The sequence below is a fragment of the Chitinophaga sp. YR573 genome (assembly GCF_900110995.1).
Classification (GTDB): domain Bacteria; phylum Bacteroidota; class Bacteroidia; order Chitinophagales; family Chitinophagaceae; genus Chitinophaga.
Window position 1 is genome coordinate 4,624,173 of sequence record NZ_FOJF01000001.1, and the last position, 26,269, is coordinate 4,650,441.

Sequence of the window (26,269 nt, forward strand, 5' to 3'; positions counted from 1 at the left end):
CGTGGCTCCTAACGGAGCCTATTGTGTCTTGTTATAAACAGAGACGTTTAATCACTTTATAATTTCAACAACCCGAATTTATACAACATATTCACCGGTTTATTATCCCAGAATAATTCAAAGTCTTCTAACCCGGCTTCTGTATAACTGTCCATGACTTCTTTCAGCGTATGAGTCTTTGGGTTAGCAACAGATAATTTCTCCAGCATTCCTGCCAGCCAGTTACCTTGTGCCTGATCCACGCTAATTGCGTATTTCTCTTTTTTATTCTGGAAAGTAAGAGAGGCCATCTCCCAGGTATTCCCTTTCTTGGATTTTGTAAAGTTTTCTACAGCAGGCGTTCTGCCTAGCCATACTACTTTAGCCGTGGGTTTAGCAGTACCAAGATGATCTTCTGTAAGGGCATTTACAATATAATCTGGAGAGATCTTAGTCTTAGGTACCTTAAAATCAAACCATTTCTGCAAAGGATCTGTTAAACAGATGCCATGCATAAAATTCAGTAAGGATTTTTTAAGTCCGAAGCTGAAGAGTTCATGTTCTGTACCTGTTTCATCAATATGCACAATATCGTTATTGGCAAAGCTGCCAATGACCAATGATTCTTTCCGCACATTGAACTTCTCCGGTTCCATACCCACAGGACTATGCGCTGTCATCGTAAACTGATGCCAGAACGCAGATTGCAGAATCCCCGCCTGGAACATTTGTCTGACCATTTCCAGGGAGTCTATTGTTTCCTGTGCTGTTTGGGTAGGGAAGCCATACATCAGGTAAGCATGCACCATAATGCCCGCTTCGGTGAAGTGTTTGTTCACCTGTGCCACCTGAGATACGGTAATGCCTTTTTGTATGAGTTCCAGCAGACGGTCGGAAGCCACTTCCAATCCGCCGGAAACAGCGATACAACCGGATTCTTTCAGTAAGATGCAGAGGTCGCGGGTGAAGCTCTTTTCAAAGCGCACGTTCGTCCACCAGCTGACTGTTAATTTGCGGCGGATGATTTCCAGGGCTAATGAACGCATGAGTGCAGGTGGTGCTGCTTCATCTACAAAGTGAAAGCCGTTTTGTCCTGTCTGCGCAATGATCTCTTCCATACGGTCACAGAGGAGTTGTGCCGCTACCGGTTCGTAAAGTTTGATATAATCCAGGGAGATATCGCAGAAGGTACATTTACCCCAGTAGCAGCCATGTGCCATGGTGAGTTTATTCCAGCGCCCGTCGCTCCACATGCGGTGCATGGGGTTGACTACTTCTATGGCAGAGATATATTTATCCAGGAGAAAATCGCTGTAATCTGGTGTGCCTACCTGGCCTTGTTTATAGTCAGTGCAGGATTTGTTATTGGAATAAGTGACCTGCCCGTCTATTACAGAGAAAGTACGTTTTAATTCGTTGAGTTCTTTTTTCCCTTCTACAAAGGCAAACAGGTTTTCCAATGGAGCTTCCCCATCATCCAGTGAAACGAAATCATAGAATTCGAATACACGGGCATCGGAAAGGGAGCGGAGTTCTGTATTGGCGAAGCCACCACCCATTGCTATTCGCACAGAAGGGTAGTGTTTTTTGATCCATTGCCCACAGCGAAGGGAAGTATACAGGTTACCCGGGAAAGGAACGGAAATAGCCACCATTTTAGGCTGTACGGCCGCCATATGTTTCTCCAGGATATCTATGAGGATCTGATCTATGTAAGTATAGTCTTTTTGCAGGGCTTCGTACAGTTCGTCGAAGCTGTTGGCTGAGCGGGCCAGTTTCTCTGCATAACGGCTGAAGCCGAAGTGTTCATCAACGGCTTCCATGATGAGGTCGGAGAGGTCTTCCAGGTACATGGTAGCCAGGTGTTTGGCTTTGTCCTGTGTACCCATAGAGCCAAATGCATGGTTCAGGTCATCGAGCTGGGCAAAGCGGTTGGCTTCCGGCAGGAAATCGCGTTTACAGATTCTGTGTGCCATGGTAGGGTTTTTACCCTGCAGGAAAGCGATTACATCATCGATAGTGTATATATAGTCATCCTGTAGTGCAACGATACGGGCTGCATTTTCGGATAAAGGAGTATTGATATTAGCAAAAAGGTGCTGTAATCCCTGCTTTGAAAATAAAGCAAGGGTTACTTCGATCCCCAGGTCCGCCTGGAAAGAAGTAATGTTTTTAGTATTGAGAAAACCTTTCAGGTAGGCCGTCGCCGGGTAAGGCGTGTTCAGCTGTGTAAAAGGCGGAGTAATTAAGAAAACAGAAGCACCCAAATCAAAGATTTTGATGCGAAATTATCACTAAATAGGTTAAGAAGTGATATTAGTGTCAGATTAGAGGGGATATTAAATAATGAAAATTTGATATTTTAAGTTAAAATAACACCGATAATATGATTTAACCATGCAGATTTAACATTTTATGTTAAATCTGCATGGTTGATTAGAATTCAGAACAAAATTCAACTAGCCTTAGACGACTACTTCTCTATTATTATATTAATCAGTTGGTTACTGCTCTGAAAATCCTGTTCGTATAAGAAGAATCAACATTTCCGGCAAACACCATAATCCCTGCTTTCTTAGTGCCATTCGCTGGTTGCCAGGCAGCAGCTGTAATAGCTGTACTTACTGAATTATACTGTTTGGAAACACCGATCATCGTTTTAGGCGCACCAATATAATTAGCCCACCTGTTGAACCTTGTGGTATTATTCTGGAAATAACCCATATCCTCTACAAAGTTTAAGTATGCAGCAACTGAGGTGGACTGGCCAATAGCATAACCTGCTTGTCCGCCGCTATAAATTGCTGCTGTATAAACTGTGCCGGTTGGATTATTGGATAACGGTCCAAAGTAAGCGCCAAACGCTTTCACCAGGTTAGTGAAATTGGTATTGGCAGCAGTACTACCCATATGTTCTACATCCAGGGCAATACCATCAAAATGAAGAGAATCAATAATACATGCTTTGGCAAAAGCAGCATATTGCAGATAAGTTAAACCAACACCGTTGTAGGTCGTAAACGGAGTCGTCGTATTCCAGGACGCAGCATCATCCACATTCATCAGCACTTTCACACCTCTCTGCTGCAGGATCTTCACATGGTCCCGGATAGATTTGTAAGAGTGATAATTAGGATTAACATTGAGGATGTAACTACTGCTGCTGCCATAGTGCACAGAATCTGCCATTTCCCAGGCAGTACCTTCAAACAGTACCACTACATTCGCCTCATTGGCAAAATTGGTCAGCGGTAATACATTCGGCGTTGCATCAAAGGCATAATAAGCTACTTTAAAAGGACTGGGAAGTGCAGCAACTGCATTCGTAGCTGTAAGTTCTCCGGTAGCAGGCAACTTAGCAGAATCGTCCTTTTTACATGAAATAATACTTACAAGCAGCACAAGGCTGGTCAATACAAAGGATTGTGTTTTCATAACTATGTATATATGGGTTTGGGTTCAATACAGGTTGAAGTCGCAGAGATACTTGTTACCACAATTTACTTTATTCTTTTCTGAATTACATTAATTATTTCGCCCATTTAACTTTCGTTAGCAGTCTGTTTAGTTTTCATTGACAACTTAGTATTGGTTTCTGTTCTACCTTACGAAAATCTTCCAAGATCTATAGAAGAAAAAAAGGACAAGGACAAGGGAAAGAATTCATCACAATAGTTCACGTAGTAAACCTATCCTGGAGTAAGAATCGTTATCAAGATTAATATAGTGCTGTAGAGTAGTAAAAAAAGTTATGAGGCCTATAACTCTTTTGTGATTGTCAACTTGTAGTATCAACCAAAAATAATGCACCTATTGCTTTCATGCCAGCAATAGTGTGTGATCAACCGATTTCGTAATAATCCAAAGCTTCAAATTTTAATTACATGACTGTTAATTTTACAAAATGCAGCTATCGCTGTACTGTATTGCTATTAACACTCTCCCTCACACTTATTGCTGTATTTACGAACGCACAGGATGTGCGCGTAAATATATCGGGGACAGTGACAGACGGTGGAGATGGCCAGCCTCTTCCCGGTGTATCTATTAGTTTGTCGGACTCTAAGTCGGGTACAGTCTCTGGTGTAGACGGAGGCTTCACTATCAAAGCCAACATTGGCAGCACACTCACATTTAAGCTGCTGGGTTATCTTCCTTTTACCTACAAAGTAAAAACACCCGATACAAAGGTAGATGTACAAATGAAAAGAGATCAGACAGATCTCAAGGATGTAGTCGTGATAGGCTACCAGGAAGTGAGCCGTAAAAATGTAACCGCTTCCGTTACCTCCGTGAACCCTAAATCCCTGCTGGATGTACCAACACCTACACTGGATGCACTCTTACAGGGCCGCGCTCCCGGACTGGATGTACAGAACTTCTCCGGTGAACCGGGTGTGAGAAGCAACGTGGTAATGCGTGGTAACACAGCTGTAAGCCGTAATATCAACAGCGACTTCACCTCTTCTGCAGGTAAGGCCAGCCTTGCCAGGGCTTTAAGTGGCCCGCTCTATGTAATTGACGGGGTACCGCAAAGCACAGAAGATATTGCTGCTATCAATTATGGCAGTGGTACCAACACCGATGCACTGGCAGGTATTGCAGTAAATGATATCCAGAGTATAGATATCTTAAAAGATGCTTCTGCCTCAGCTATCTATGGATCAAGAGGTGCCGGCGGTGTCATCATCATCACTACCAAACGTGGTATCACCGGGAAACCTAAAGTTGATTTCTCTACTTATCATGGTATAACGGATATGCCTAATCTTGATAAGGTTGTAATAGGTGCAGAAGAACGCAGGGGTAAAATGGCGCTTATCAATCACTATGGCAGTTACAACAATCTGAATAATATCCCACAGATCTTAACAGACAGTCTGAACCCTGCATTTAATAATGCCAACGACTACCAGGGACAGCTTTACCGTACTGGTATTGTTGATAATTATGATCTGTCAGTGAATGGGGGTACTAACCTGATCAATTACAGGTATTCCCTGAATTACTATAATGAACAGGGGATCATTAAAAAATCAGGATTCCAGAGATACAGCTTCAGTGGTACCACTGGTTTAAACTTATCTCCTAAACTGAATATCAGCACACAGATACGTTATAACAGGGCGGACAGACCAAGGTCAATCAATGATCTTTCCGGTGGTTACGGGCCTTTTAATGGTGGTTATTATGCTTCCAGTCCGTTGCCATCTTCCTTATTATATCTGTCTGAAGCAAACAAGGATTTCATCTTTGGTAATACAAGCAATCAGACAGACCGGAATTCTGATGATAACCTGTCTATTAGTCCTGTGATAGACTGGAAGATCTCTAAAAAATGGAACTTCAATACGGTCATCTCTTACAATGCTCATACTGCCCGTGTGGATTCATATACACCAGGTGCGGTAAGAAGAGATGGAACAGGAATGGCTTCCAGCTTTGTGGAAAACAGGAATAATTACCTGATGAGTAATGCCCTTCAATATACGACCGGCCTCGGTAAAAATCATACACTGAACGTACTGTTAGGTCAGAATACAGAATATATGGAGTACAGGGCTACTATGTCCAGTGCCGTTGGTATTCCTAATGATCAGATCCGCACTGTAACAGTATTAAATAAGAATCTGGCTTCTACCAGTTCCGACTTGTTACAAAGCGGTATTCAGACAGGTTTTTTACGTGTGAACTATACTTACAAAGGGCGTTATCTGTTGTCTGCTGTAATGAACGCAGACGCATCTTCCCGTTTTGGTAGAGATAACCGCTGGGGATATTTCCCTTCTGTATCAGGAGGATGGGTGATCAGTGATGAGCCCTGGCTGAAAGAGCAGAGCAGCTGGCTTACTTTGCTGAAACTGCGTGCGAGTTACGGAGAAACCGGTCGTCAGCCGGATGGTGGTGATAACTATCTTTCCTATAATACTTACAGCATAGGCGCTGGTAATTTCCCCGGTAGCACAAATCCTGCTACAGGTACTAACCAGTCCTTTACTTACAATGGAGTACCAGCTGTATCGCTGAACTTTGATAAAGGGCTTTCCAATCCTAAACTCAGTTGGGAAAAAACAAGCCAGTCGAATCTTGGTTTGGATATTACCCTGTTAAACGGCAGGTTTAACTTTGTGGCCGATGCTTATGTGAAAACTACGCATGGTGGTATCTTTACGCTGGCAGTGCCTGTTACTACAGGATACTCAACCAATACGGCCAATGCGATCGGTGTACGGAACACCGGTGTTGAAATGCAGATCATTGCAAATATCTTCAAGCCTTCCGCTAAATTCCAGTGGCAGTTCCTGCTGAATATTGCGCACAATGATAACATGATCACTTCTTTGCCTAATGGTGGACGTGATATTTACCTGGATAAATACCTGCTCAGAAGAGGTCAGCCTATTAATACCTACAATACTTTCAAGGCAACCGGTATTTATAAAACAGATGCTGATGTACCGGTAAACCCTGTTACCGGTCAGGTGCTTAATTTTTATGGTTATCCTTTCAGAGGTGGTGATCCTATCTGGCAGGATTCTAATGGAGATGGTATACTGGATGCTACAGATTATGTGCCTTCTGGTAACCCTAACCCTAAACTTACAGGAGGTTTCAGTAATACTTTTACCTACAGGAGATTTACACTGGACATCTTCTGTACATTCACGGCAGGTCGTAAGATCTACAATGATTACCTCGCGGGAAGACTTTCCCAGCTTGTACCAACGGATGATGGTGATTCAAATCCCCTGCATTCCATCAGTACACATTCCCTTCCTGATTTAAATGATATTAATTTCTGGCAGAATCCGGGCGACAATGCACAATATCCTTCCTTAAGTTCTGTAACAGGTACGCGCTACAAATATGCACTGGTAAGTTCACAGTGGGTAGAAAGCGGTGCTTACCTGCGTGTGAAAAAGATTTCCCTGGGTTATACACTGGCTCCTGCATTACTCGAAAAGATACGTTTGAAACGGGTACGTGTATACGGACTGGTAGATAATCTTTACATCTTCCAGAAATCAAAAAATGTACCTGATGCAGAAGAAGTGGATGCTTTTGGTGTGTATAGCGGCAGTGGTTATCCGATTCCTAAAAAGTTCACTTTCGGATTGGATATCAGCCTTTAATTTAAAAAAACAGGATCATGAACAAACGACTCTTACATACAAGTTATACCGTGTTACTAATGGCTTCTGTTATGATAGCTTCATCATGCAGTAAAATACTGGATCTGGAGCCTCATAATTCAACTTTTACAGAAGCATATTTCACCAATGAACAGGATGCCAATACGGCTATTGCAGGCGCCTATGCGTTATTAAGGAATATCCTGCTCACAGACAACTCCTGGCATGTATACGGAGATGTTCCGGCGGGCGAACTCAATATAAACGGTGGTTATGATTCCGGGAACAGCAATGTTGCCCAGGGACTTTTTACCGGTCTTAATGTAAACGGAGGCAGCTTCTGGAACTGGCAGAAATATTATAAACTGTTACAGCAGATCAACCTGATCATTGCAAAAGTTCCCGGCATCCCGGATTCAAAATTTGTAGTTGCTTCCAATAAACTGCATGTAATAGGAGAGGCCTATTTCTTAAGGGCATATGTTTACTTTTATATGAGCAGGATATGGGGTACTGTTCCCCTGAAACTGGCTCCGGACCTGGACGCCAATGCTGCTGTAAATATCCCCAGATCTTCTGCTGATTCTGTACTGAAACAATGCCTGACAGACCTCAGCGTTGCAGAACAAAACCTCGACTTTGGCTATGCTAACGAAAATGAACGAGCTATAAGAGCAAATAAGGGCAGTGCCTTTGCGCTGGAAGCTCACATCAAAGCCTGGAAAGGGGATTATGCAGGATGTGAAGTAGCCGCAAATGAAGTGATTACTAAAGGAGGTTACCAGTTAGTAGACTCTGCCAACTATGCACAGGTATTCATTGGTAAATCTATGGAAGGCATCTTTGAGATCAATATTAACGACGGACAAAATGAAGGTATCGCTATCAATGGTGGTGGTAACGGTTCCGCCAATACGCTGAAAGAACCTTATATCTATGGTAAATCATACATCGAATGGCCTGTAAGTACTTTTTACGTCAATAACATGTATAAAGACAGCTCCGACCTGCGATACAGATTATTCTTTTACCAGTCACAGTCTTCAGAAGGTCAGATTATCAAATACGCCAACATCAGTTATGCAGACGGATCTGTAAAAGGAGATCCCAGACTGGCAAATAATTTAAACATCTTCAGACTGGCAGATATTCTCCTTTTAAGGGCTGAAGCATTGAATAAATTAAACCGCGACGGGGAAGCGCTGCCATTATTAAACAAAATAAGGGAAAGAGCAGGACTTGCCGATTATAACGGTACCGGAGATGACCTGGCCACTGTAATCCTCGAAGAACGCCTCAGGGAACTTTATTATGAAGGACAATCGTATTACGACCTGGTAAGGAACAAACAGCTGCCGGTTTATAACGAATCTTTCTCTGCAGCGCAGTTCGATAACGGATCTCCTTTGGGTGGATGGTTATGGCCTGTTGATCCCACCATGTTCAAAGACGATTACACACTCAAACAAACACCTTACTGGCAGGGCAAACTCTAATCAATTAAAAACATCCGCATGAAACATAGAATATTCATCTTTCTGATAATAACAATAGCTTTCTTCTCCTGCAGGAAAGAATATACCATAGGTGGCAGTACGACCGATCCGCATGTGAACATGACTACCTATGATTATCTGAAAACAAATCCTCTTTTTGATACCCTGTTGCTGCTGATAGACAGAACAGGACTAAAAGATGAAGTAAATGCTTCCGGAACTTTTTTTGCATTTACTGATTATTCCATCACTAATTATATCAAAGTTAAACAGGAAGATCTGAGGGTAAAAATGGTTGATCCTAACCTGGTGTATACTTTCGATTCACTGGACTATACAGTGATGAAAGATTCCTTAAGAGCTTATCTGTTTAAAGATAAGATCACCAGGGATAATACAACAGAAACGGGCCGCCTGTTTAAATCAAATGACGGAGAACTCCGCCTGGTGCAGCTGATCCCTACCACCGATTATACGGATGGTTCTGTATTCACTACAAAGCCTAAATACCTTTATCTGACCAAAATGATCCCTTTCAACGGGCTGCCTGTACCAACCGATTCTACAGGTATTCCTAACCTGAAACCGGAGCAATTGCTGCGAACCCTTTGTCAGACTTCAGGAATACTCACCACCACGGGCGTACTGCATGTGTTGAGCAACAACCATACATTCACCTACTTTGCTGATGTGAAAAACTAATTATCATGAAAAAGAGCTTATATATATTATTTACTGCCATCGCCTTTTTGCCTTCCTGCAAGAAAGTGGAGCATGGTTATCTGAGTAAACAGATCAGGTATGTTGATAATCCTATGCAGATAAAACGCGGACAGATCCAGCAGACAGCCGCCGTAAGCAATGATGGGTCCAGTGCGCCTGTTGTGTATAAACTGCTGGATATAAGAGACAGTACCCATCATCATGCGGATTCACTGTTTGCTAATTACGACCGGTATGAATGGATAGGAGAGTTTAATGCAGATACCGATACAACGGTTGAATTGCTGAATAAGAAAAGACGGAAAGTGAATTCGCCTCCTTTTGATTTTAATGTGCATACCGGATCTTTCACATTTTATGGTACAACTACTAAAGTACCATTGGGGACTTATGAATTTGATATCCAGGCCAGCAATGAGAATGGTTCCATGAACTATAGCAACATTGCCACATTCACTATGGTGGATGATGTGCCTTACTTCATCGGTGGCGGCGGATGTGCATGGTTTATAGATGGAACTACTACCAGTGGGGACCTTGGTGCGCCGGATGTGAGTATCGTTAAAACATCAGATGAGGGTACTGATATTATCCTGAAGATAGTTGACCAGAACGGACATCCGTTTAATCCTGCTAATGGAGAGATCATCAGAAGAGGAGACCGTAGCGATTTTCAGACCTATGCTCAGTTCCATCCTCTGATAAAAACGGATTCTACCATGACCTGTAACTTTGAGACCACTCCTTTCCCTTTAAGGCAGAGTGCTTATGGTTACCTGATCTATTACCGTATTCCAAGCCAGTTTGTGAATATAGATCCTGCGTTTACGCCAACTACACAAAAGATTTACAGCGTAAACCCAAGGTTCCAGTTTAATATTTACCAGGAAGGTACGTATGAAGTACTGGTGAAAGTAAAACATGTCAGTCGAGTGATGAATTGATATATAACAACCGGGGCTGTTTATCAGTCCCGGTTTTCTTCAAACTCACGTAAATACTTATCTATATATTCCTGTTTTGTTTTAGACCTGTACTGCATTACAAAACGTGGGTGTTCCAGCGGAATGATCTTCTTAAAAAATCTCTCTTTATTATTCAGTTGTTGTAAGAAAGCGAAATTCTTTCCTGTACCTAAACAAAAAGCAGCACTGGTATCTATCCCAAATGTTAACTGCTCTTTTAAGCTTTCTACTATAAAATCATATACTGCATCGGTGAGCGCTTTACTATCATAATAATTATAGTTTATTTCCTTTCCACCGGGTTGAATGGAAGTAAAACCCAAAGGGCATACAGAACCTATATAAAAGTCTTTATAGAATTTCTCTACACCACCATAAGCGCTGAACATTTCGTGCATAAACACGGCAGAAGGTTCATGTGTTTTAAGTCCTTCAATATTGATCCCATGTACTTCTGTCATGCGTTTGGTATCAGTAAACGGCACACCGGTAGAACCGGAGCCTAATCTGCCGGGATTGATACCGATAATCATTTGCCGGGTGAGATGATCATCGTAGAATTTCTTGTAGAACTGCCGCATAATGTCCTTTATATGCGGTTGTTCGCGGAAAGGGTTCATGATACGGATACCGGGTGGTAGTTTTCCTGTATATTCCAGGTTGCTGTTAAAAGCGATCACATGATCTGCAAATGTTTTTTTCAACGGGACTATTTTTTCAAAAGTAATTAATTTGAACTTTCTGACAGACAGATTTGTTAATATGGGTTCTCTAATCTAATTTGTTTACCAAATACAAATCCAATGTTCGAGCAATTCATGCAACTGGTCCAGCAATATGGTCAGCAGTCGGTCGTTAACAATCCTGATGTACCGAATGAACATAATGAAGGAGTAATGAAAGAAGCCGGTAGTGCTATTATGTCGGTGCTGGGCGGAGAGCCTGAAAAGGCCGGGGAGATCCTGGATAATCCGGATCATCCTGCGGTACAGCAGATCCAGGGCAACTTTATTACCAATATCATGCAGAAGTTTGGGATTAGTGAGTCTGCGGCCGGTGGTATAGCCGCTACGCTGATCCCTACTGTGATGGATTCACTGAGAAACGGTGGAAGCGGAACCGGATTTAATATTCAGGAGATCCTGCAGTCTGTAGGCGGTGGTAACCTGGGTAGTATCGGGGCTAAGCTGGGATTGGATAAAGATGGGGACGGTGATGTGGATTTGAATGATGTAACGAAAATGTTTAAATTCTAAAAAGAGAGGGGGTGTATCATACGATACACCCTCATATTCCTATAATACAGAAACTTTCTTCACAATTCTATTAGTAGCTTCCAGGAAATAAATCCTCGCCAGCAGTTTTTTATTAAGCGGCAATGTGTAAAACCCATCACTACTGCTGATATTCACAGTTATATTATACATAGTCTTGGATACCCTTTTTAATTATTACGGTATAAATTCCCTGATCAATCACTACGTTTTCGTTCTTAAGGAAATACTTTATCAGAAAGCCAATTCTAAAATAAAGCTTCCCCAGCAGCAACTTTTACGTTTATTCAGCGTCTATTAATAATACGCGAAAACTACCTTTATGAAGTATAAGCTGCCCACCTGGGGATTACTGGTCTTTTTAAACTGCATTGCAACAGATAGCCATTCACAGGTAAAAACACCCTTACAGTCTTTTATGGCGGGTTTGGATTCAATCCGTATTGAATTAAAAATACCAGCTATGGCAGTGGGCTTTACGCAGGGAGATACTGTACATATTGAAGAAGGGTTCGGATATGCAGATCTTGAAAACCACGTCAAAGCAACAGCAAATACTTCTTTCCGGGTAGCATCAATTACTAAAACATTTACTTCGACGCTTATTATGCAACAGGTGGAGCTCGGAAAATTGAGGCTGGAGACTCCTATATCCACCTATGGCCTGAATCTGGGTAACCCTCATATTACAGTAAAAAACTTACTGACCCATACCTCAGAAGAGGAACCAGGTACACATTATCAATATAATGGTTACCGGTTTGGAATATTAACTCCTATCATAGAAAAAGCTTCGGGAGTTCCATTTTATCAGTTAATGATGGAGAATATAGTTATACCCCTAAAAATGGCATCAACTGCTCCGGGGATCTCTCTTTACAGCTATTTCAACTTTATCCGGCAACATAAAAATATGATCCCTTATTTTGAAACGGCCTTTAAACAACTGGCAAAACCTTATGAGCTTAATGAAAAAAGAGAGATCGTAGCATCACAGTACTTTGATCAATTTGGTGCCTTTGGAGGATTGGTTACAACAGTAAAAGACCTGCTGAAATACTCTGCTGCCATAGATAAAAACCAGTTTGTATCAGCTGGTATTCAAAAGGAAATTTTCACTCCCAACAAATTGAAAAATGGAGAACTTACACCTTATGGTCTTGGATGGTTTACACAAACTTACAGAGGGATTGACTTTTACTGGCATTACGGACAAACACAGGGAGAATCAGGGTTATTTATAAAAGTACCGTCTCTGAAAATGACATTGGTCGTACTCACTAATATAGAGAAACTCAGCCAGCCTTTTCCACTGGCCGATGGAGACCTGTTTGTATCACCGGTAGGACAATTGTTATACAAATATTGTATTAACAAAGACAGTAACTTTCTTCACCTCGACTACCATCTTCCGGTACAGGCCATCCGGGAAAAACTAAATACGACTAACCCTTACAAAGATTTTTATAATAAAGAACTGATTACACAGGCTACGATGGCTCTCGTGAATGGAGATACCATAAAAGCAAAGGACTTATATGAGATTTATGGCAGTCTTAATTTTAATCATACTGAGGCATTACCTACTGGTGAAATAATTGCTGCTATTAAGAACATAGGGATTAATAAAGAAGTTACAAAGACATTTACACTTTCAAAAGCAACGAGGCTAAGAGTGTACGGCGTGGGCGAAAATTGTTCAGGAGATTTTAATTCCTGGTGTGATTATGGCTGGATAGAAGATGCCTCCGGTAAAATGATCTGGCAGATGCAGGGACAACCTGCAAAGCATGCCGGCGGAGCACTCAAAAACCAGAAAGTGGACCAGGAGATCACCCTGCCTGCCGGTAGTTACTTTTTACATTATAAATCAGATGAAGGACATGCTTATAACAACTGGGATTCTGCACCGCCTGATAATTTCTTCTGGGGAATTATCCTTTATAATTGACAACATATCTGATAACCCATTATAAAACAAATAATTACTCCCCCTCTTTATAACTTTCTCCAAATATTTTCTAATCCCTTCAAAAGAATTTCCGCTTTTGAGCTAAGAATTTTCGTTTTGCGTAAATGAGGTTAAACTATTTCAGTAGAACTTTGCACACTGTAAAACCAAATCATGATACTGAAAAAGGGACTGTTTTTAGCAGTAGGAAGCTGTTTAATCTCCGTACAATTAATTTACTCACAACAACTTACACCAGCACAAAGATTAGTGCTAACAACAGGGGAAGACTCCCTGAACGCAGGTACATCAAAAAGCAGGACCGTTATTTCCGGTTATGGCTCCGCCTTTTACCAGCGGGACATGAACGAGAAAATGGCCAGAGCTACCCTGGAAAGAGCCGTGTTATTTATCGGTCACCAGTTCAACTCCAAAATTTCCTTCTTTAGTGAAATGGAACTGGAAAACGCTAAAGTAACACCAGGAGCAGTAGGTAACGGGTTCCAGGGTGAAATCTCTATGGAACAGGCTTACCTTAAATTCAATCTCAATCCGCGTCAATATATAGTAGCCGGTCTGTTTGTACCACGCATCGGTATCCTCAATGAAAATCACCTGCCGGTGAATTTCAACGGGGTAGAACGCCCGCTGGTAGAACAACTGATCATACCTGCCACCTGGCGCGAACTGGGTATCGGCTTCTATGGCCGTACACGCCGCATTCCTTTGAACTACTCCATTGCTATACTCAACGGATTAAATGATGCCACTTTCTCACACGGCACCGGTTTGATAGAAGGGAAAGCAGAAGGACAAGGCGCTTACGCCAATAACATCGCTGTGACAGCATCTTTACAATATTACTGGAAAGAGTTCCGCTTCCAGGTATCCGGTTATGCCGGAGGTACCAATGGTTTAAATCAGCGTAAGTCAGACAGTTTGCAATTATCACACGGTGCATTTAGCCTGCCTGTTTATCTGGGAGAAGCTAACATCATGTGGAGCCATAACGGTATTTCTGCAAAAGCAATCGGTACCATGGTCTCCTTCCCTGACGCTGCTGATGTAAACAGAGCCTACGCTAATAATGTCGGGAAATCAATGTATGGCGCCTACGCAGAACTGGCTTACAACCTGCTGGAAACATCGCCTAAACTGAAAGACCAGCAATTCAATGTGTTTGCCCGTTACGAAATGCTGGATATGAATAATTCTATTCCTTCCAATGGCATTTACGACGGTACATTGAAACAACAACACCTCATTGCAGGATTCACTTATTTGCCTGTACCTAACGTAGCTATCAAAGCAGATGTAAGAGTAATGCATACCGGAGATGAAAACCCTGTACTGGTAGTAAATCCAAGCCCTACCCGTGTTCCTTACAGAACAAACAATTCATTCATCAATCTGGGTATTGGTTATTCTTTTTAATCTGATAAACGTTGCATAACAATGGAAAATAATAGCAGAAGATCGTTTTTGAAAGATACGTGCAAAGTATGCCTGTTGGGAGCTGCTACATTTTCCATTGCAGAATTCCTGGTATCCTGCGGTACTACTGCAAAAGGCTTTAAGACGACTGTAACTGATAATAAAATAGAAGTGCCATTATCTCTTTTTGATACCAGCAATTCACAGATTATCAGTCCACGGAATTATGAATATGAAATAGCTGTTCAGAAAAATACAGACAATACTTTCCAGGCATTGTTGTTACGTTGTACTCACCAGAATAACCAGCTGATTCCTACCGGATCTGGTTATTACTGCAGCCTTCATGGCAGCCAGTATGATAAACAGGGAAATGTGAAAAAAGGCCCTGCCGAAAAGGGATTGCCCCATCTGACCATCGAAACAACGCCAACTAATTTGATCATACATATATAAGCTTACCATCATGAAAAAACTTATTTTCTTATTTGCCGCTACGGGTTGTATTGCCCTGGCGTCCTGCAGCAAAGACAGCGATAACAGTACTTCACAGACAGATTTCGCAACGCTGAAGGACAGTGTGCTGATTGACTTCGTAGCTAAAACAGCTATCCCTGGTTACGAAGACCTCGTGGCAAAAGCTACTACTTTCGATAATGTTGTTACCGCTTTAAACGCTACTCCTAATGCCGCAAATCTTGCAGCTGCTCAAACAGCCTGGAGAAATATGCGCAGCACATGGGAACAGTGTGAAGGTTACCTGATAGGACCTGTTGAAGATGATAACTACGATCCTAATATGGATACATGGCCTGTTGACTATGTACAGATGGACTCCCTGCTGGCAAGTGCTAACACACTTGAAGTAACAGACATCGAAGCATTAAGCACCCTGTCATTAAGAGGTTACCATCCTATCGAATATATCCTCTGGGGTACCGATGGACAACGTACTGCTGAAAGCCTCACTGCTCGTCAGATCAAATACATCAACAGCCTTACTGCTGATCTGAAAAACACCTGTACCAAATTGCGTGACAGCTGGATCACTTCTGGTGGTAACTACGGCGCTAAAGTACTGGCAGCAGGTAAAGGCACACAGCCTTTCACTACCAAACTGAGTGCATTTGTGGCAATCGCTTCCGGTCTTGCAGACATCTGCGGCGAAGTGGGTGATTCCAAAATGAAAGAACCTTATGATGCCAAAGATCCAAGCATTGTGGAATCTCCTTTCAGTGGCAACTCACTGGCAGATTTTAAAAACAATATCACCGGTGCTTACAATGTATACATGGGTAAATTCCTGGGTAACGAAGGTAAATCACTGCACCATCTGGTAGCTGCAAAGAATCTCTCTCTGGATAACAAAATCCAGCAGCAGTTTGCCGCAGCTATTGGCTCTTTTGATGCTATCACACTGCCTTACGAAAAGGCTATCATTTCAGAACGTGTACAGAGCTTACAGGTAATGACCAATCTGGCTACTCTCAAGACAACCCTTGAAGAAGACCTGCAGGCATACCTTGTAGCAAATGTCAATGACTAAGCAAATATACAAATGCGGATAAGGAAGATTTATTTAGTTGCAGCACTGCTTGCATTACCTTCATTCCTGGTGATGTGTACAAAGCCGTCTGCCTTCAGTGAAGATGAATACGATCCGCGCCTGAGTGGTGGCGCTGCTACCGTATTTGACGAAACAAGCCAGGCTTTTGGTAATATGATCACTGGTCTTTCAGAATATGACCAGCATATCCACGACCTTGGAGACAACAGTGTTGATCAGACTTTCGTCACAGCTCCTGCGCCCAACAATAGCGGGCTGGGACCTATTTTTAATAATGTCAGCTGCAAAAGCTGCCATCACAACGATGGGAAAGGTAGTCCTACCACTGGTACGGTTACCTCTTCCATGCTGATGCGCCTGAGCATCCCCGGTACAGATGAACATGGCGGACCGGTAGCAGTTCCCGGCTTTGGGTTGCAGTTACAGGATCTCGCCATCTTCGGTAAAACACCGGAAGGTAAAGTGAACATCTCCTATGTAGAAGAAATCTTTACTTATGCTGATCAGAATATAGCTACGCTGCGTAAGCCTACCTACACACTGACCAACACATATTTAAGCCTTCCTTCAAATGTGATGGTCTCCCCACGTATGGCGCCACCTTTCTTCGGACTGGGACTACTGTCTCTCATCCCGGAATCAACGATCCTTTCCTTTGCAGATGAAAATGATGCAGACGGAGACGGTATCAGTGGCAGACCAAACTACGTATATGATGCCGCTAACAAAAAGATGATGCTCGGCCGTTTTGGAATGAAAGCCAATACCGCAACAATTCTCACCCAGGCGGCAGCTGCTTACCAGCAGGACATGGGCGTTACCAGCAGACTTTTTCCACAGGAAAGCTCCTATGGTCAGACACAGCTGGATGCCCTTACAGACGATCCTGAATTGCCTGATACGCTGCTGGATGCGGTAGACTACTATCTGCTTACCCTGGCAGTTCCTGCCCGCAGAAATACTACTGATGCACAGGTGCTGCAAGGTGAAAAACTGTTCGCGCAGGTAGGCTGTAGCGGTTGTCACAAACCAACTATGTATACAGCTGTTGACGTTCGTTATCCAACACTGAGCAATCAGCGTATCCATCCTTATACTGACTTACTACTCCATGATATGGGTGATGGTCTTGCAGATGGAAGACCTGATTTTAATGCTACCGGCAGTGAATGGAAAACACCTGCACTATGGGGTGTAGGGCTGTTTGAGAAAACAAACGGCACTCCTTTTTACCTGCATGATGGGCGGGCAAGAACACTGGAAGAAGCAATACTCTGGCATGGTGGTGAAGCCGCAAAAGCTAAACAGCAATTTGTAGCACTCGCACAGACAGACCGTGATAATCTGATACGTTTCCTGAAGTCATTATAATAAAAAGAGTGCCACTACATCACTGGTGGCACTCTTTTATCGATTATTAATTTGCGTATATTTTTTGGGTTTCATACCAATATATTTTTCGAAAGTTCTGCTAAAGTGGCTTAAATTGATAAAGCCCATTTGATACCCGACCTCACTGACTGAAAGTCGCTTTGCTTTCAATAATCGTGCAGCCTCCTGCATTCGGAAAGCCTGATAGTATTGAAAAATTCCTGTCCCAAATATTTGTCTGAAAAGACGGGTGAGTTTCGACTTGCTGAAATTGGCCTGCAGGGCCAGTTCGCTGACAACCGGTGGTGTGTCCAACCGGGTAAGCAGACTATTTCTTATTTTATAGATCGTTTGAATATCAGCGATGTTCAAAGCTGCCACACTCATATTTTCTCTTTGGAACAATTCAGCAAACAAAAGATAAATAAGTTCCTCCGCTTTTACTTTGAAATAGAAGTTACGCAAGGCAACAGGCACATTAGCTTCCAGTATCTCTTTTGTAATTTTATCAATGGATGGGGGAATAAGCACTTCAAAAAGATAAGGTTGATCAGGTTTGGTAATGGCTGCCAATATTTCGTTCCCCCAATCGCCTTTCAGTAATTCTTTAAGATACGCCACTTTCACGGCGATCACGATGCTTTTGAAAACGGTTATCCCTGGAAATAAAATTGCTGCATCCACATGCTCAGGGAATACCTGGACAGAGGACAAAAGTTTAGAATCCGGTAAAAAAGAGTTTTGAAAAAGCAGGAAGACACTTTCTGTAAAACAGTGTGATGTCTTTTTTTTGATCAGTAAACTTTCTTTGAGTTCATAATCCCGGACCATCATTCTAAGGCCAGGATTAAAATTAAAGGCTTGCAGGTAACCATGGCCAAATTGTGCAGGAATAATCATCCTGCCATTGTTGTCCATCGAAGTATTCAGAATGGAAGCAACTGAAGCGATCAAGCCGGGTTCACTTTCAGCCAATAATTTATCCATGACTTTTTGCGACTAAATTTAGGATAATAGCGACTATTTAAATCATGAAAAGGAAAATAGCTTTGCTGGAAAAATAGCAAATGAAGACAAATGAAGAAACTATAAAAGACATTGATGGGAATGTTTATCGCACCGTAACTATCGGAACCCAGGTATGGATGGCGGAAAACCTGAAAACCACCAGGTATAATGATGGTACTGAAATCCCATTGGTAACAGAGCAGTCGGCATGGTACAATCTTAATGCACCGGGGTACTGTTGGTACAATAATGACCGCAATATTTATGGTGCATTATACAACTGGTATGCCTTAAATACCGGAAAACTATGTCCTCCCGGCTGGCATATCCCGTCTGATGACGAATGGGCAATATTAATTGCTTATCTCGGCGGTGATGCCATTGCAGGCGGAAAGATGAAGGATGCCGGTACAATGCATTGGTTAAGCCCCAATACCGGTGCTACCAATTCCAGTGGATTTACTGCTTTGCCCGCCGGTTTCCGCGGCAAGAGTGGCTTTATTCCCGGTAGCAACGCCCTTTTTTGGAGCAGTACTGCATTTGATGCCAGTGACGCATGGACCCGTTATCTGCAATCTGAGACAATCGTTGCAGGTCGCAAGAATGGGGGTATGTATCACGGTTTCTCCATTCGGTGTTTAAAGGATTGATTGAAACTAATAATTATCAATCTGTTGAATATTATTCTCAGTAGTGTGTTACATTATTCAAAACCATAGTGTATTATTGCAGCTCCCTCTATCCACAAACCCTCATAACCTGAAAACCATGAAAAGGAACAATTTGTTAGTCCTCTGCGGGTTGTTTGCACTCGCATCCACGCAAAGCTGTAAGAAGAGCGAATCGGACCCACTTAAAGCCAGGACTGTAGCAACGAACAGTGCTGCATTAAGTACTTCGAACATTTTCACAAATTCATTACCCTCTATTGATAATGGCAGCTATTATGATCCCTGGGTGATCAACATTGGCGGTTATTATTACTATTGCGGATCTAATGGCGGAAGTTTGTATATCACGAAGTCGGCCATATTAGAGAATCTGTTGCAGCAAACGAAAACGTTCATCTTTACACCTCCTCCGGGAACTGGTTATTCCTCCAACCTGTGGGCGCCTGAGCTGCATTACCGTAGTGGCAGGTGGTATGTTTACTTTGCAGCAGATAATGGTAACAATGACAATCACCGAATGTACGTGCTCGAAGGTGGCAGCAATGCCAGCGATCCGCTGGACGGGGCTTATAACTATAAGGCTAAACTGAACGCAACCACCGACCGCTGGGCTATTGACGGGCATCCTTTTGATTTCAACAGCGAACAGTATTTCGTATGGTCAGGATGGGAAGGCACTACGAACGTGTCCCAGTACCTGTACATTGCCAAAATGAGCAACCCCTATACAATTTCAGGGGAAAGGGTGGAGATCTCCAGACCTGATTATAGCTGGGAACAGGTCGGCAGTCCTACCGTGAATGAAGGTCCGACTTCGCTGATCAGCAACAGTACCGTCAATATCATTTACTCTGCCAGCGGTAGCTGGACCAATGACTATTGCCTGGGCAGAATTACCTGCACCAATGGCAACCTGATGGCAAAATCATCCTGGACGAAAGCTGCTACTCCTGCCTTTGCTAAATTCGGGAACATCTATGGCCCTGGTCATGCTTCCTTTGTAAAGTCTGCTGATAACATCCAGTGGTGGATCGTGTACCATAGCGCCAGTGCGGATGGTGCTGGCTGGGACAGGAGAGTGAATGCACAGCAGTTCTCCTGGAACGGGGATGTGCCTTATTTCGGTTATCCTATTGAAAAGGGGATTCCTGTTGCAGCGCCTTCTATCGGGCCGAGTTATGCGATGCCTTTAGCCAATGGTACCTACAGGATTAAATCAAAGGTTACCTCTCAATGTGTGGATGTGCCCGATGGCAGCGCTACTATCAGATTGCAGATCCAGCAATGGACGGATAACGGGGCTACTGCCCAGAAATGGATCTTCACCAGTCTGGGTAATGGTTATTACAAGATCACCAATGTGGCTTCCGGGTTATATCTGGACGATGCAGATGCTTCACTTGATGCTGGTAATATCCTGATCCAGTACACGGATAATAGTACCATTGCACAGCAGTGGAGAGTGCAGGATATGGCTAATGGATATTTCAAGATCATCAACAAAAGAAGTCTGATGGCTTTGAATGTGCCTTACAGCAATCAGACGCCAGGCACAAAGCTGGAACAGTGGTGGGAAAACCAATATGACGCAGAGTTGTGGCAGATCATACCTTAATGTTATTTGAAAAGGGGCTGCAATAAGCAGGCCCTTTTCTTTTTGAAGCCTTTAGATTTTTCTATACAAGCCTCTATATAAAAGATTGATTATAAAATATATAATCTTAAAAACAGTTGGATTTTTTTACCGGGTGAAGCTATTGCAGCCTATCTCACTCCATTAATGATTTACTTTGACAACATCACTTAAATCATCATAACCCGTATTACCCAACAATTAACCAAACCAAAAAGTCTATGAAAAAACCTATTGAGCCGAAACCCAGGCAATCGTTACTGATAATGCTATGCATTATGGTATTTTTCTCACAATGTAGCAGGAAAGAACTCATTGAAAAAAAATCCGGACCTGAACCTGTTGTTTCAAAAGTTGATAATACTTCAGCAAGAGGAGGGATCGATCCGGGTATTGACGACCGGGTATTCGATGGCTGGGTAAAGGCTTACCTGATCCGGTCAGGTGGTCAAACCTATTTCTGCAATAGTTTAACGGACAGGTCAAGAGCTTTCATGTGGGGCCAGGCTTACATGATTACCGGGGTGGAGGATTTCTACGACAAGACCCAGAGAGCGGATGCCAGACAGCTCATCATTGATTTACTAAACACCTTTATAGCCAACGAAATCACTGTGCCAGCTTCCAAAGACCTTTCGTGGGATAGTTGGAACGATGACATTGAATGGGCAGTTATCGCGCTTATCCGTGGTTATCAGATCACCGGCAATACGGCGTATCGTGATGCAGCAATCACCAATTGGAATGTAGTTTATAACCGGGGTTGGGATAACACCTATGGTGGAGGAATCTGGGAGAACATGGAAGACGTACCGAATGGGGGTAAAATTGCCCTTAGTAATTATCCGTTCATCATTTCGGGCTGCATGATATACAATGCAACCGGTAATACTGATGTGCTGAATAAATGTACTGCAATATATTCCTGGGCACGCAGGCTCTTAAACACAACTAACGGAAGACTTTATGAAGGTTGGGGACCCAATGGTCTGAGTGTTACTTCAGACGATAATATTTATAACAGTGGATTATTCATTAACGCTGCCAACGCACTCTTCCAGATCACAAGAACTGCTTCCTATCTTGATGACGCAAAATTTGCGACTGCGCATGTTATAAATACGTGGCCTATCCTGAATCAGGATAAACCAGCGAATGGCGATTTTGGGGCTGATCAGTTTGTGCGTGGATTAAGTCTGCTGGCCAGCCAGAATAACCTCTGGGACACATACAGGGAGTATCTTACCAAACAATGCCTTGCAGCATGGAGCTGGAGACGCTACGATTCCAACATTTCATGGAATGTATGGTCTGCGGCTACTCCTACAGGAGATGTTCGTGCAATGGAAGCTGAGGGTTCTGTTGTTTTACAGGCAGTAACTCCGGCTGAAGCCTACGAGCCGGTTGCTGATGGCACTTACCGGATTGTTAATCGCAACAGCGGCAAAGTTTTAGATTGCAGAGATGGCAATACGGCAAATGGAACTATCGTACAACAGTATACATGGAACACCACCAACGCCCAGCGCTGGACAATCACCGGATTGGGCAACGGGCAGTACAAAATAATTAATGTGGGTAGTGGAAGGGCACTCGACCTGAAAGATGTATCTACAGAAGCTTTTGCTACCGTTCATATTTGGGATTATGTTGGCTGGAGTAATCAAATGCTGACTATTACTTCGCCGGAAAACGGATATTATACGCTGAGTTTTGTCCATTCCGGAAAAGTTCTGGACGTTCGTAGTGGTTCTACTGCCGAAAGCGCAGACGTTATTCAATATGGTTACCACGGAGGTAACAGTGAGCAGTGGCAACTTGTAAGATTATAGAATTATTCTTATATTGAAAGTACCCTCAAAATAGATTTACCTATGAAAAAACTATTTGTTTATTTATTGATTCTATGTCTTGGCACGATTGATACGTATGCTCAGGCCCTTAGAACTTTTTATGTTGATTTCGGCCCCAATGATGTTACCAATGGTAACATCACCACCAGCCCCGATATAAATGGCAACTACTGGAACAATGTTACAAATACAAGTACGACAGCCCCTCCGGTATATCTGTTAACAAGCAGGAACGCATCGTCCGGTGCACTTATAAACATTACCGCGGGATTTAGCTCGAACGGTATTAACAATGGTGGTTTATTAGCACCCAGTGCGGCACTCTTAAAGGATTTTGCGATTAATACAGCTACGCAGGATTATTTTCATACGGATAACACTGCGAGTTTTATAATAAAGGGTTTAGATGTTAGCAAGGGATATATCTTTTATTTTTTTGCTACCCGAAATGATCCCGAAGTGCGCAAGTCAAATTATACACTTGCCGGTAAAACAACCTATAGCGCTACGCTTCAAACCTCAGGAACAAATTTAGGAGGAACAGGGTACAATGGTAATAACAGTACTATTTTGGTTACGGGTACTATTACTCCCGATACAAAGGGCCAGATAGCCATTACTGTAAAAAGGGAACTGGGTAGTTTCGCCTATATTGGTGCGCTGAAAATTGAGGAAGTCAGGTTGCCTGTTACTGCTTTAAAAACAGTGTATGTTGATTTTGGACCGAATGATGTTACCAATGGTAACATCACCACCAGTCCGGACATAAATGGCAATTACTGGAACAATGTAACAAATATCAATACCTCAGCCCCTCAGGTAAACCTGGTGGATAAAGCGAATGCATCTACCGGGGCGTATATTAAAATCACTTCCGGATTTTTATCCAATGGTATTCAAAATGGAGGTTTATTATCACCAGATGCTGGTTTATTAGGCGATTTTGCTATTCCTACAGCTACACAGGATTATTTTCACACAACCGGATCTTCCAGTCTTTCCGTAAGGGGTTTAGATAAAACAAAAGGTTACGTTTTTAATTTGTTCGGAAGCCGGAATGATCCTGAGAAACGGGTAACCACGTACTCACTGACGGGCACTACGTTCTACAACGGAACTTTGCAAACCTCCGGGACTGATTTGGGAGGGACAGGTTACAATGGTAATACGAAAACCATTCTGACCTCAGACATAATAATGCCTGATGATAATGGTCAGATAAACCTTACACTAACCCGAACTGAAGGATCATTCGGCTATCTGGGAGTTCTGAAAATGAATCAGGTTGATCCTGTTGTCTTTGAACCCTATTGCCCTACAAAGGATATTGCCCGCATAGCCGTTATGGGGTCTTCTGTTCCGTCAGGAACCGGTGCCACCAACAATCAGGGATATGCCCAGTTATATGCCCAGCTGCTTACTGCCCGGGCAAACAGGGGTGTGGGGCAACCATGGAATGTGTCGAATATTTCAGTTCCCGGTAACAATACCATTAGTGTTATAAACCGCTGGGATAATGACTTATTACCACTCTGCAGCAGATATGTTATTTATGCACTTTCATTGGGAAATGAGGGTATTACTACAGGTGGACAAGCAACATTCAACCAGTTCAGAGACAATTTACAATTGCTTATAAATAAAGCAAGACAACAAGGTATCGAACCCATTATAACCAATTGTTACAGCCGTGAGGATTACACCGCTACGGAATACAATTTTATTAAGCAGATGAATCTACTGATTCATTCCTGGAACGTGGCAAGCGTAAATTTGTTAGGAGCACTGGACAATGGAGCGGGTAGATGGGCTACGGGTTATAAATATGACGATTTGCATCCCAACGATGCCGGGCATCTTGAGTTTGAGTACGCAATTGTTCCTTCGTTGTTTGATGCTTTAAAAGCAGGGAAATCCCAGCCTTACAAGGTGGATGGTACGTCGTTAAACTTAAGTCCGGCCAGCGGTTATAAGCTTCAGATCAGACCGGAAGAAATCCTTCATCCCTTTACTTTTTCTTTTGATATACAAACTTCATCAACAGGGCAGGTGGCAGAGATTAGTACGGCTGCCGGATTAAATAAACTGACTATCAATACTTCCGGTAAAATGGATTATTCGTCGGCTTCCTCAACCGGCATTCCAGGGCTTACTGTTCTTAATGACAACCAGTGGCATAAAGTAACGCTGACACATTATTATGCAATGGGTAAGACATTACTTTATATCGATAAGGTGTTACAAGGCTCCATATCAGAAAAAATTGTTTCAACCGCCTTCGACTTAAATGGGGCCAATGCCCCGGCGGCAAATTACAGGACATTACTTTTCTATCGTTCTGGTATGGCTGCCGAAGAGGTAAATGCCATGGTCGATAATAATTTGCTGAAATCGAGTCTTGAAATTTATTCACCGCTTGATGGTGCGAATGTATTTAGTGCAGACCCCATCGTAAACCTGGCACAGAGTACAAATAAGGTAAAGAAAGTGAATCTTATTTCAGGTACATATTACCTTCAAAACCGTTTCAGCAATTTGTACATGGATGTTGATGATAATCTGATTACGCAGGATGGCGCCAATATCCAGCAATGGGGCTTTACGGGTGCAACCAATCAGCAGTTTACGTTTACTCATCTGGGTAATGATGTCTATAAAATCATTTGTGTCAAATCCGGAAAATCGGTTGATGTATCCGGCGTGAGTACTGCGGATGGTGCCAATGTGCAACAATGGGGCTATGGCGGTGGAGCAAATCAACAGTTTGCGTTGGTACCTGTTGATAACGATTATTATAAAATAGTAGCAAAACACAGTGGTAAACTTGTTGAGGTTTCCGACTACAGTACCGTTAATGGAGGGAATGTTCAGCAATGGACGGATGTCAATCAACTCAGCGGTCAGTGGAAATTAGTCCGACTGAGTGCAGCCTTGCCGGCCACAATTGCCAGCGCCACGGTGAAAGAAGATATAGCAGGTATTTCAGTATATCCTAACCCGGCGGTGACCACGCTTTATGTAGGTGGGGTTAAGAACGCTGTAAGTATTGAAGTGTATAATAGTGCAGGTCAATTGCAGATATCATCCTTTGGAACATCTGTTGCGGTAGACCAGCTGAAGGCCGGTGTCTATTTCGTGAAGCTAAAATCAAAGGGAGTACATCAGGTGTTAAAATTTATCAAACAATAGTATTATAAATTGGTGTATAACA

Annotated in this window: 19 protein-coding genes; 14 read left to right on the forward strand and 5 right to left on the reverse strand. The window is 42.7% G+C overall.

Features of this window, described 5'->3' with window-relative positions; genetic code table 11:
* Nucleotides 1-56 precede the first annotated feature (56 nt).
* Nucleotides 57-2,246, reverse strand: a complete 2,190-nt coding sequence (locus tag BMW86_RS19290) for a B12-binding domain-containing radical SAM protein (protein WP_089783342.1) — start codon at nt 2,244-2,246, stop codon at nt 57-59.
* Between the two features lie 229 nt (nt 2,247-2,475).
* Nucleotides 2,476-3,414, reverse strand: coding sequence for an EndoS/ChiA family endoglycosidase (locus tag BMW86_RS19295; RefSeq protein WP_089783343.1), 939 nt, complete (start codon nt 3,412-3,414; stop codon nt 2,476-2,478).
* Nucleotides 3,415-3,863: 449 nt separating this feature from the next.
* On the opposite strand from BMW86_RS19295, the gene BMW86_RS19300 reads away from it, so the two are divergent.
* From BMW86_RS19300 to BMW86_RS19315, 4 genes are read left to right on the forward strand one after another with little or no spacing between them, the layout of a single operon-like run.
* Complete coding sequence (locus tag BMW86_RS19300; RefSeq protein WP_089783344.1) at nt 3,864-7,112, forward strand: SusC/RagA family TonB-linked outer membrane protein; 3,249 nt, start codon at nt 3,864-3,866, stop codon at nt 7,110-7,112.
* A 17-nt stretch (nt 7,113-7,129) separates the two neighbouring features.
* Entirely contained in the window at nt 7,130-8,608 is a 1,479-nt protein-coding gene (locus BMW86_RS19305) for a RagB/SusD family nutrient uptake outer membrane protein (protein ID WP_089783345.1), read from the forward strand.
* A gap of 18 nt (nt 8,609-8,626) precedes the next feature.
* Nucleotides 8,627-9,310 (forward strand): hypothetical protein, encoded by a 684-nt coding sequence (locus tag BMW86_RS19310; RefSeq protein WP_089783346.1) that lies wholly within the window; start codon nt 8,627-8,629, stop codon nt 9,308-9,310.
* 5 nt (nt 9,311-9,315) lie between these two features.
* Nucleotides 9,316-10,275 carry a DUF5007 domain-containing protein gene (locus BMW86_RS19315; protein WP_089783347.1) on the forward strand — a complete coding sequence of 320 codons (960 nt, stop codon included), beginning with the start codon at nt 9,316-9,318 and terminating at the stop codon, nt 10,273-10,275.
* Between the two features lie 23 nt (nt 10,276-10,298).
* Here the strand turns inward: BMW86_RS19315 and BMW86_RS19320 are convergent, their stop codons facing one another.
* Nucleotides 10,299-11,000, reverse strand: coding sequence for a uracil-DNA glycosylase family protein (locus BMW86_RS19320; protein ID WP_089783348.1), 702 nt, complete (start codon nt 10,998-11,000; stop codon nt 10,299-10,301).
* A gap of 99 nt (nt 11,001-11,099) precedes the next feature.
* Here BMW86_RS19320 and BMW86_RS19325 point away from each other — a divergent pair, with 99 nt between their 5' ends.
* Complete coding sequence (locus BMW86_RS19325; protein ID WP_143056623.1) at nt 11,100-11,552, forward strand: hypothetical protein; 453 nt, start codon at nt 11,100-11,102, stop codon at nt 11,550-11,552.
* A gap of 39 nt (nt 11,553-11,591) precedes the next feature.
* On the opposite strand, the gene BMW86_RS33205 is transcribed toward BMW86_RS19325, so the two are convergent.
* Complete coding sequence (locus BMW86_RS33205) at nt 11,592-11,723, reverse strand: hypothetical protein (protein ID WP_255372953.1); 132 nt, start codon at nt 11,721-11,723, stop codon at nt 11,592-11,594.
* A 169-nt stretch (nt 11,724-11,892) separates the two neighbouring features.
* Between BMW86_RS33205 and BMW86_RS19330 the strand changes: the two genes are divergently transcribed.
* The 5 genes from BMW86_RS19330 to BMW86_RS19350 all read left to right on the forward strand — a co-directional run bounded on the left by BMW86_RS19330 (nt 11,893) and on the right by BMW86_RS19350 (nt 17,893).
* Nucleotides 11,893-13,521, forward strand: coding sequence for a serine hydrolase domain-containing protein (locus tag BMW86_RS19330; RefSeq protein ID WP_089783350.1), 1,629 nt, complete (start codon nt 11,893-11,895; stop codon nt 13,519-13,521).
* Between the two features lie 174 nt (nt 13,522-13,695).
* Nucleotides 13,696-14,955: a hypothetical protein gene (locus tag BMW86_RS19335; protein ID WP_089783351.1), complete on the forward strand. Its 1,260-nt coding sequence runs from the start codon at nt 13,696-13,698 to the stop codon at nt 14,953-14,955.
* Between the two features lie 21 nt (nt 14,956-14,976).
* A complete protein-coding gene (locus BMW86_RS19340; protein ID WP_089783352.1) occupies nt 14,977-15,411 on the forward strand; it encodes a QcrA and Rieske domain-containing protein in 435 nt (144 codons plus the stop codon).
* Between the two features lie 10 nt (nt 15,412-15,421).
* The gene (locus BMW86_RS19345) at nt 15,422-16,501 is read left to right on the forward strand and encodes an imelysin family protein (RefSeq protein WP_089783353.1); all 1,080 of its coding nucleotides are present in this window, start codon (nt 15,422-15,424) and stop codon (nt 16,499-16,501) included.
* Between the two features lie 12 nt (nt 16,502-16,513).
* Nucleotides 16,514-17,893 (forward strand): di-heme oxidoreductase family protein, encoded by a 1,380-nt coding sequence (locus tag BMW86_RS19350; protein ID WP_218149166.1) that lies wholly within the window; start codon nt 16,514-16,516, stop codon nt 17,891-17,893.
* Between the two features lie 36 nt (nt 17,894-17,929).
* Here the strand turns inward: BMW86_RS19350 and BMW86_RS19355 are convergent, their stop codons facing one another.
* Nucleotides 17,930-18,880: a helix-turn-helix transcriptional regulator gene (locus tag BMW86_RS19355; RefSeq protein ID WP_089783354.1), complete on the reverse strand. Its 951-nt coding sequence runs from the start codon at nt 18,878-18,880 to the stop codon at nt 17,930-17,932.
* A gap of 80 nt (nt 18,881-18,960) precedes the next feature.
* Here BMW86_RS19355 and BMW86_RS19360 point away from each other — a divergent pair, with 80 nt between their 5' ends.
* The 4 genes from BMW86_RS19360 (at nt 18,961) to BMW86_RS19375 (ending at nt 26,247) form a co-directional block, all read left to right on the forward strand.
* A complete protein-coding gene (locus BMW86_RS19360; RefSeq protein WP_089783355.1) occupies nt 18,961-19,551 on the forward strand; it encodes a fibrobacter succinogenes major paralogous domain-containing protein in 591 nt (196 codons plus the stop codon).
* 118 nt (nt 19,552-19,669) lie between these two features.
* Nucleotides 19,670-21,187 carry a family 43 glycosylhydrolase gene (locus BMW86_RS19365; protein WP_089783356.1) on the forward strand — a complete coding sequence of 506 codons (1,518 nt, stop codon included), beginning with the start codon at nt 19,670-19,672 and terminating at the stop codon, nt 21,185-21,187.
* 239 nt (nt 21,188-21,426) lie between these two features.
* On the forward strand, nt 21,427-23,037 hold the full coding sequence (locus BMW86_RS19370) for an RICIN domain-containing protein (RefSeq protein ID WP_089783357.1): 1,611 nt from the start codon (nt 21,427-21,429) through the stop codon (nt 23,035-23,037).
* A gap of 42 nt (nt 23,038-23,079) precedes the next feature.
* Nucleotides 23,080-26,247 (forward strand): RICIN domain-containing protein, encoded by a 3,168-nt coding sequence (locus tag BMW86_RS19375; protein ID WP_089783358.1) that lies wholly within the window; start codon nt 23,080-23,082, stop codon nt 26,245-26,247.
* Nucleotides 26,248-26,269 lie beyond the last annotated feature (22 nt).

Coding starts and splice junctions, on each gene's coding strand:
- BMW86_RS19295 (WP_089783343.1), bottom strand. CDS start 3,414: ATGAAAACACAATCCTTTGTATTGACCAGCCTTGTGCTGCTTGTAAGT.
- BMW86_RS19300 (WP_089783344.1), top strand. CDS start 3,864: ATGACTGTTAATTTTACAAAATGCAGCTATCGCTGTACTGTATTGCTA.
- BMW86_RS19305 (WP_089783345.1), top strand. CDS start 7,130: ATGAACAAACGACTCTTACATACAAGTTATACCGTGTTACTAATGGCT.
- BMW86_RS19310 (WP_089783346.1), top strand. CDS start 8,627: ATGAAACATAGAATATTCATCTTTCTGATAATAACAATAGCTTTCTTC.
- BMW86_RS19315 (WP_089783347.1), top strand. CDS start 9,316: ATGAAAAAGAGCTTATATATATTATTTACTGCCATCGCCTTTTTGCCT.
- BMW86_RS19325 (WP_143056623.1), top strand. CDS start 11,100: ATGTTCGAGCAATTCATGCAACTGGTCCAGCAATATGGTCAGCAGTCG.
- BMW86_RS33205 (WP_255372953.1), bottom strand. CDS start 11,723: ATGTATAATATAACTGTGAATATCAGCAGTAGTGATGGGTTTTACACA.
- BMW86_RS19330 (WP_089783350.1), top strand. CDS start 11,893: ATGAAGTATAAGCTGCCCACCTGGGGATTACTGGTCTTTTTAAACTGC.
- BMW86_RS19335 (WP_089783351.1), top strand. CDS start 13,696: ATGATACTGAAAAAGGGACTGTTTTTAGCAGTAGGAAGCTGTTTAATC.
- BMW86_RS19340 (WP_089783352.1), top strand. CDS start 14,977: ATGGAAAATAATAGCAGAAGATCGTTTTTGAAAGATACGTGCAAAGTA.
- BMW86_RS19345 (WP_089783353.1), top strand. CDS start 15,422: ATGAAAAAACTTATTTTCTTATTTGCCGCTACGGGTTGTATTGCCCTG.
- BMW86_RS19350 (WP_218149166.1), top strand. CDS start 16,514: ATGCGGATAAGGAAGATTTATTTAGTTGCAGCACTGCTTGCATTACCT.
- BMW86_RS19355 (WP_089783354.1), bottom strand. CDS start 18,880: ATGGATAAATTATTGGCTGAAAGTGAACCCGGCTTGATCGCTTCAGTT.
- BMW86_RS19360 (WP_089783355.1), top strand. CDS start 18,961: ATGAAGACAAATGAAGAAACTATAAAAGACATTGATGGGAATGTTTAT.
- BMW86_RS19365 (WP_089783356.1), top strand. CDS start 19,670: ATGAAAAGGAACAATTTGTTAGTCCTCTGCGGGTTGTTTGCACTCGCA.
- BMW86_RS19370 (WP_089783357.1), top strand. CDS start 21,427: ATGAAAAAACCTATTGAGCCGAAACCCAGGCAATCGTTACTGATAATG.
- BMW86_RS19375 (WP_089783358.1), top strand. CDS start 23,080: ATGAAAAAACTATTTGTTTATTTATTGATTCTATGTCTTGGCACGATT.